Here is a 7,359-nt window from a genome sequence, read left to right as displayed (position 1 = left end):
ATCCAGTTGATTGCGCAGTCGGAGCTTTTCCAGGGCAGTGCCCAGCAAGTCCAGTGGTTTGACTTCGTACAATGATCCGTTGGTTTTTCCACGACCACGCGGGGTACGCAGGGCGTCGAAAATAAAGGCATCGGACATGAGATGGTATGGTTTTGGGCTAAAGTTAGTGCTTTTGCCCAAAACCATACGATTTTACTTACTTCAATTGCGTGTTGCTCACAAAAGCAATCCGTTTGCTATCCGGCGACCAGGATGGCACATTGATAGTCCCCTGTCCGCCATACACGTAAGCAATATTCCGGGCAATACCTCCACTGGCTGGCATCAGGCGCAGGTAGATTTTTTGGTACCAAGGGTGGTCAGTTGGGTTGATTTCCTTGGGGTAAGAGAGGTACACGATCCACTTACCATCGGGCGAAATGTGTGGAAACCAGTCGTTGTATTCATCAAAAGTAACCTGCTCTTGTTGGCTGCCATCGGGTTTCATGCGCCAAAGCTTCATGGTTCCAGTGCGCACGGAGTTGAAATAAATCCATTTTCCATCGGGGGTGTATTCCGGGCTATCGTCCAGGGTGAGCGTGTTGGTCAGTTGGGTTTCTTTTTTGGTGGCAATGTCGACCGACCAAATGTCGTACTGTTTGTTTCTTTGGCCTGTAAAGAGTAAACTTTTGCCATTGGGGGACCAGCCGTGCAGGTACGAATGCCCCGATTCAGGTGCGGTGATGGCTACTGGATTGTCCGAACCCGTGATGGGCAAAGTGAAGAGGGTCGAAATTCTGGTCGTCCCCATGTGATTGCTGATGGCAATGTTTTTGCCGTTAAATGAGAGAACGTGGTCGTTGTTGTTGTTGGTAGCAGGACCGGAATTCAACTTACTGATGGCACCCGAAGCTAAATCATAGTTGTACAACAAACCTTCGGAATTGTAAATCAGGGTTTTGCCATCCTTAGTCCAATTGGGCGCTTGCAGGGAATTGGGCGCCGAATGCAGGATTTTGCGCAAACCCGTTTGCACCTCCATCACTTCAATGTGGCTGCCGATGTAATCGCGGTATGGCCGAAAGTCTTTTGCGGCTGGAATGATGATGCGCACATTGCTAAAAACGGCTTTTTCAACCACCTTGTCCTCATGTGAGCAAATAAAAAGCCCGGCGAACACTTCCTCAGCAAGCTCGATTTCTTTACTCACCGACTTGTAATTTTCCCCAAATACAGCGGCGGAAAAGATGAACTTGTTGCCAATGCGTTGGAGTTCGATGTCGGTAGGGTGAAAAACAGAGAGTTCCACTTGTTCCGTTATGGCGCCATCGCTGGAGCGGTATTGTAGTGAAGTCAGGTCGTCGCCGTGTACACAGGCATCCGCATAACGGGAGTCAGTTGTGAGTTTGTCCCGGGCAATGATGCCAATTTTGCGGTGCGGGTTGGTGCCTTTGCCAATGAACTGGATGCTGGCCGTTATGATAAAATCGCCCTTGATTTTTTTCCACAAAAAGTGAAATTGATCTGCTTTGTCCCACATGTTGATGCCTGCACTTTCCATGGTGTATTGCTGGGTTTCGGGATTGTAAGTCGCAGAGCCTTTCATGGAAGGATTGCCCACATCTTCATGGTGGTCAAATACGCCCAATTTGTCTTGAGCGATCAGATTGAGTGAAAAAAGGCAGAGTGCAAAAAAAAGTACTGTTTTCATGTTGAGGGAATTAGAGGATTTGTACAGTTTTTACCAACACATTACTCGTCATACTTTGTTTTTGCTTGGGTTGCCCACCGCCCAGGCTGATTTCCAACTTACCCTTGGGTTGAGAACTTTGGCCTTTTTCATCGAGTAAGGCACACTGTTCTGGCGAAAGCGTAAAGGATACGGTTTGGCTTTCACCCGCCTTTAGTGAAATGCGTTTGAAGCCCTTCAAGGTTCGGATGGGTGCTCTACCTTTGGCATCAGGGTAGGCCAGATACAATTGGACCACCTCCTCGCCATCTCTTTTGCCCGTATTTTTAACCGTTACACTAAGCGTGATGGGCTGACCGGATTTTATAGATGTGGGCGCTTTGATGTTGCTGTATAAAAAGGTGCTAAAGCTCAAACCGTAACCAAATGGATACAAGGTTTCCCCTTTGAAATAGCGGTAAGTCCGATTGCTCATGTCGTAACTTTTAAAATCGGGCAGGTCGCTATCACTTTTGTAAAAAGTCACGGGTAAACGTCCGGCAGGGTTGTAATCTCCAAAAAGGACATCGGCTATGGCGGTACCTGCGCTTTGGCCCCCGTACCAGGCGTTGAGAATCACCGGGATGTTTTGTTGCTCGTAGGGCAGGGCCACGGCGCTTCCGGTCATCATGACGAACACAACGGGTTTGCCACTGGTTTTGAGTTTTTTCAAAAATTCAGTTTGCACAGCTGGTAACAAAATCGAGGTTCGGTCACCGCCATTAAAACCAGGCAAATTCACCTGCATCTCTTCTCCCTCCAACTGTGGCGAAATGCCTCCGACATACACAATCACGTCGGCGTCCTTTACTTTATTAACAACGGCATCGAGGTTTGATTTGGCAAAAAGTCCCGCACGCAGGTGCACATTGGCCTTGCCTTCACCTTGCCAGTATTCCAGGGTGAGTTTGTACACTTCGTCTTTGCGGGTATCCAGCCGATAGGTGCGGGCTCCCCAACGGTTGCGCACCCAGGCGTTGAGTACTTCTTTGTCGTTGACCAAAAAGCGGTAACCATCATCGGCTTCTACTTCGAAGGTGATGTAGCCGTCTTTGTCTGCCTTGAATTGGGTGGTGTAACGCGCCGAAAAGTTATAGGCACGGATACTCCCCTCTACCGCCTGGCCTTCCTGCCACAAGTGATCCACTTCGGTTTCCATTTTGGTGGTTTCGGGGTTGCCTTGCAGGGTGACATTGTTGAAATATTCAGCTTTAAAACCCGTTTTTCCTTCCCAACTGTACTGTTTGGCTACATCGGTATACGTCAATAAAGTATCATTGGTAAAGTTGATGGCCTTTTCATAAATGACCTCCACGTCTTTACCAAGTTTGTTTTTGATGCCCTGCAATGCGGTCACGATCTCGGTAGGAATACCATTGTAATTGCCCAACACTGCAATCCTGTTATCGGCATTAGGACCCAGCACGGCAATTTTTTTGATGGTTTTGCGCAAGGGCAAAGTATTCCCTTCATTTTTCAGCAAAACCATCGATTGGCGTGCCATTTTTAGGGCATGAGCCTGGTGCTCAGGGGCCTCCATAACGGACTGGGGTGTTTGGGCGTACTTCACCATAGAGACCGGATCAAACATCCCCAAACGATACCGGGTCATAAACAGGCGGGTCAGCGACACATCCAGCTGACTTTCCTTGATCATGCCATTTTTTACCCCATCCAACAAGGACTTGTATACTGCTGTGCCACATTCCACATCGGTGCCGTGCAGGACGGCGTCAACCGCGGAAGTGGTAGCATCTGGATGGGTTTTGTGGTATTTGAAAAAATCGTCGATGGCCCAACAATCACTGGTCACATACCCTTTGAATTTCCACTGATTGCGCAAAATATCGGTCATCAGAACATCGCTCCCACAACAGGGTTGACCATAAAAAGCATTGTAGGCACACATGACCCCTTCAACATTGGCTTTGGTGATCAACTCTTTAAATGCGGGTAGATAGGTGTCCCAGAGATCGTAATCGCTGGGGTTAAAATTGTCGGAATGTCGTGAGGGTTCAGGGCCACTGTGCACGGCAAAATGTTTGGCGCAAGCCGCCGCTTTGAGGTATTTGGGGTCATCGCCCTGTAAACTGCGCACAAAGGCCCTGCCCATCATCGCGGTCAAAAAGGGATCTTCGCCATAGGTTTCCTGGCCGCGGCCCCAGCGCGGATCCCGGAAGATGTTGATGTTCGGCGTCCAATAAGTCAGGCCCAGGTAACGCTCATTGTTGCGCCCCAAGGCAGTAGCTTTGTTGAATACTGCCCGGCCTTCCAAAGCAGAATAATGGGCCATTGTAGCCAGTGAACTGGTGTCCCAGGTAGCGGCCATACCAATGGCTTGAGGGTACACCGTAACTCGGAAAGGGGTTCGGGCCACCCCGTGCAGTACTTCATTCCACCAATCATAGGCGGGTATGCCCAAACGAGGAATAGCTGGTGCAGCATTGAGCATTTGGCTTACTTTTTCATCAAGGCTCAGGCGAGCAACCAGGTCTTGTACCCTTTTTTCAAAAGGCAAGGCAGGATCCCACATGGGATAGTCTTTGTAACTCTGGGCATGGCACAAGTTGAGGGCACATACCGCTATGAGTACGAATAGTTTTTGCATGTTTATAGTTTAAAAAAACAAAATGAAAGTAAACAAAGATAAGGATATTAACCCAATTTGAAGCGAAGTGTAGTGCCTGAAAACACCATCTTAATAATTTTTCTATACTCAACACTTGCCAAAATTAATTTTTGATTTTATCTTTTCAGGGACATTTGGAAGTGACTTAACATTGTTTCACCAAAATCTGTGCTCGCATCAAGTTGCAGGCAAAAAAAACAACTGCTTTGCGCTTTTTGCTGTAAACACGCAGAGTCATGAAAAAGAAAGAACCAAAAAAGAAAACTAGTGGTCGTCAGTACGATGACACTGAATTTGTCAAGGACAAAAACAAGAAAAACATGGGCCCCTCCAAGGAAAAGCCCAAATACAATAACCCTAAAAAATGGCTATTGGACGCTGAGGACGACGAAAACTAAAAACTCAAGGGTCATTCAATTCATTTTTCATCCCACCGACACCTGATCTTTGATTGAATGACCCTTGACTTCGAGCAGTATTGGATATTCCTACCTTCGAAAATCTTATCCAAACGTACGCTTCTGATTTTTTCTATGTACTTTTCACCCCAGTTAACCATAACACCCTTTACCAATGATCCTTTCTGAAGTACTGCCACCCAAAGCAGCTAAGCTTGTTCACCCTGGTGAGTTTGAGGCACATCGGCATTGGTATCCCAAAGCACTGAATGCGACCATCCACCCTATGGTTCTTTTTTTCCTCAACCTCAGTCGGGAAAGAATGATCAATCGGTATTGCCACCTGCATCCAGTGGTTAAAGCAGAGGCGCTGGCTGAATTGCTCAATTATAAATGCAAACATTTTCTTTGGGCTGGCGCCGATTTGCTCAATGTGACCTCGGCCAGTGCGCGCCGCCAGATGGTCATCATTGAAAACAACTCCTGCCCCTCCGGCCAAAAATCAATGCCTCTTACCGATGACCACAAGGAGCAAGGCGGTTACCGCATGCTCATTGAGCGGACCTTCAAACCCTTTTTGCAAAAAAAACGCACGGGGGTTCAAGGAGCTTTAGCCGTTTTGTACGATAAAAACTACATGGAAGCTTCGGGATATGCAGCAGTGATCGCCGATGTAATGAAAGAGGATGTGTTTTTTGTTCCCTTTTTCAACGAAGATACCAACCCGCCAGTGCGTTACAATGCTGATGCACAGATGGAGGTGTTGGACGAAAATGGCGAATGGCATCCGATTCGCGCCGCTTTTCGCTATGTGACCCAACGCCCCTGGAATCGTTTGCATTTGCATACCAAAACCCGCATTTTCAACCCCGTGGTAGCTTGTCTGGCTGGTGGTCGCAACAAGATGGTCGCTGCTAAAGCGTATGAGCAATTCAACGCGGAATGGGAAGACAAAGGAATACGCATCAACATCCCTCAAACCATTTGGGATGTGAGCAAGGAGGCCATTCCCCAAAAAGTAGCCGAAATGGGCGGCCAGGCAGTAGTGAAAGTCCCCTACAGCAATGCTGGCCAAGGCGTTTATACCATTGTGAATCAAGGAGAATTGGACGCATTTATGGCGGAGGATTTCCCGTATGATCGCTTTATCGTGCAAAGCCTGATTGGCAATTACAACTGGAGTTCAACTACCTCTTCGGGCAAATTATACCACGTTGGGACCATCCCCACCGCCAATGGCAAAACGTACGTAGCAGACCTGCGCATGATGGTTAGCTCCACCGAAGAAGGTATTTTACCCCTATGTGTATACGCTCGCCGGGCGCGCAAACCGCTGGAAGATATACTGGAAGATGGCTGTGAATCCTGGGATATGCTGGGTACCAACCTCTCCATCAAAAACCCTGATGGTACATTTGATAGTGATACCAACCGCCTGGTTTTGATGGATCGACGAGATTTTAATAAACTGGGCATCGGACTGGATGACCTGATTGAAGCCTACATTCAAACCGTGTTTTCTACGGTTGCCATCGATAAAATGGCGCAAAACCTGGTCAATCCCCAGGGGCGTTTCCGAATGAAGTATTTCAAATCGATCAACAATGATCCATCTTTGCTTGAAGAAATCGCGCTATGAATCCATTTGCCCATACCGATACGCATACCGAAGTTATTCGCCGCCTCGACTTAAGCAAAGTGCCTCAAGGCAGCATTCGTCGTTTTTGGTTACACCTCATTTCTGACGGAATGGGGCTACCCGTGTACATCCCGGTCATTGTAGCGCGTGGCCGCAAAGATGGCCCGGTACTGGGTATCACTGCCGCAATTCGGGGCAATGAGATCAATGGTATCCCCCTGATACAGCGCTTTTTTCAGGAGGTGGAGCTTGATAAATTGGCCGGAACAGTAATTGGGGTTCCGGTGATCAATATTCCTTCGCTGCTCATCAAGGAACGGAACTTCATCGATGGCACCGACCTCAACCGGGTAATGCCAGGGCGGGCCGATGGCAGCAACAGCCAGGTCTACGCCTTTCGCCTGGTGGACCGCATCATTCGTTATTTTGATTACCTGCTGGATTTACATACGGCCAGCTTTGGCAGGGTCAATACCCATTACATTCGGGCTGATCTGGATGATCCCATTTGCCGGGAAATGGCTATTTTACAAAATGCCCAGGTCATCGTACACAACCTGCCTTCGGATGGCTCCCTGCGCGGTGCGGCGGATTCGCTGGGGATATACGCCATTACGCTGGAAGTAGGCAGCCCGCACACCTTTCACAAAGGTTTTCTGCGTTCGGGCTTGACGGGCATTTACAATTTGCTTTGCCAATTACAAATGACCGAAGGAGCGATTGAACTGCCCGAAGCCAGGCCCTATATCTGTAAAAACTCTTACTGGATTCATTCTGACTCAGGGGGGATTTTGACGGTTGCACCCAATGTTGGAGAATTGGTGTACGCTGGCGAAACCATTGCTACGCTGCGCAACATCTTTGGCGATGTAATCAAAGAATACACGGCACCAGAAAATGGTATCGTCATCGGCAAAAGTGTAGATCCCATCAACCAAACGGGTGGGCGAATTATTCATTTAGGGGTTTTGGAATAAATTACTGG

5 protein-coding genes and 1 pseudogene are annotated in these 7,359 nt (G+C 48.2%); 3 read left to right on the top strand and 3 right to left on the bottom strand.

The features are described 5' to 3' along the window. The 3 genes and pseudogenes from SFV55_RS30250 to SFV55_RS19505 all read right to left on the bottom strand — a co-directional run. Positions 1–138: pseudogene (locus SFV55_RS30250) on the bottom strand (acetyl-CoA C-acyltransferase); the annotation flags it as partial. Between the two features lie 58 nt (positions 139–196). Next, positions 197–1,690, bottom strand: a complete 1,494-nt coding sequence (locus SFV55_RS19510; protein WP_320031220.1) for a biopolymer transporter TolR — start codon at positions 1,688–1,690, stop codon at positions 197–199. A gap of 10 nt (positions 1,691–1,700) precedes the next feature. Then, positions 1,701–4,316, bottom strand: a complete 2,616-nt coding sequence (locus tag SFV55_RS19505) for a glycoside hydrolase family 3 C-terminal domain-containing protein (RefSeq protein ID WP_320031219.1) — start codon at positions 4,314–4,316, stop codon at positions 1,701–1,703. 257 nt (positions 4,317–4,573) lie between these two features. Here SFV55_RS19505 and SFV55_RS19500 point away from each other — a divergent pair, with 257 nt between their 5' ends. The 3 genes from SFV55_RS19500 (at position 4,574) to SFV55_RS19490 (ending at position 7,351) form a co-directional block, all read left to right on the top strand. Next, positions 4,574–4,735: a hypothetical protein gene (locus tag SFV55_RS19500; RefSeq protein WP_320031218.1), complete on the top strand. Its 162-nt coding sequence runs from the start codon at positions 4,574–4,576 to the stop codon at positions 4,733–4,735. A gap of 175 nt (positions 4,736–4,910) precedes the next feature. Further along, positions 4,911–6,374, top strand: coding sequence for a hypothetical protein (locus SFV55_RS19495; protein WP_320031217.1), 1,464 nt, complete (start codon positions 4,911–4,913; stop codon positions 6,372–6,374). After that, on the top strand, positions 6,371–7,351 hold the full coding sequence (locus SFV55_RS19490; protein WP_320031216.1) for a succinylglutamate desuccinylase/aspartoacylase family protein: 981 nt from the start codon (positions 6,371–6,373) through the stop codon (positions 7,349–7,351). Before SFV55_RS19495 ends, SFV55_RS19490 begins: the two co-directional genes overlap by 4 nt. Positions 7,352–7,359: the final 8 nt, after the last annotated feature.

This window comes from Haliscomenobacter sp., from assembly GCF_033763495.1.
Taxonomy (GTDB): domain Bacteria; phylum Bacteroidota; class Bacteroidia; order Chitinophagales; family Saprospiraceae; genus Haliscomenobacter.
The sequence above is the reverse complement of the archived record's forward strand: the minus strand, read 5'-3'. Positions and strand labels throughout refer to the sequence as shown.

Bases quoted from the DNA above. Each gene is read 5' to 3' on its own strand.
- SFV55_RS19510 (WP_320031220.1), bottom strand. From the start codon at position 1,690: ATGAAAACAGTACTTTTTTTTGCACTCTGCCTTTTTTCACTCAATCTG.
- SFV55_RS19505 (WP_320031219.1), bottom strand. From the start codon at position 4,316: ATGCAAAAACTATTCGTACTCATAGCGGTATGTGCCCTCAACTTGTGC.
- SFV55_RS19500 (WP_320031218.1), top strand. From the start codon at position 4,574: ATGAAAAAGAAAGAACCAAAAAAGAAAACTAGTGGTCGTCAGTACGAT.
- SFV55_RS19495 (WP_320031217.1), top strand. From the start codon at position 4,911: ATGATCCTTTCTGAAGTACTGCCACCCAAAGCAGCTAAGCTTGTTCAC.
- SFV55_RS19490 (WP_320031216.1), top strand. From the start codon at position 6,371: ATGAATCCATTTGCCCATACCGATACGCATACCGAAGTTATTCGCCGC.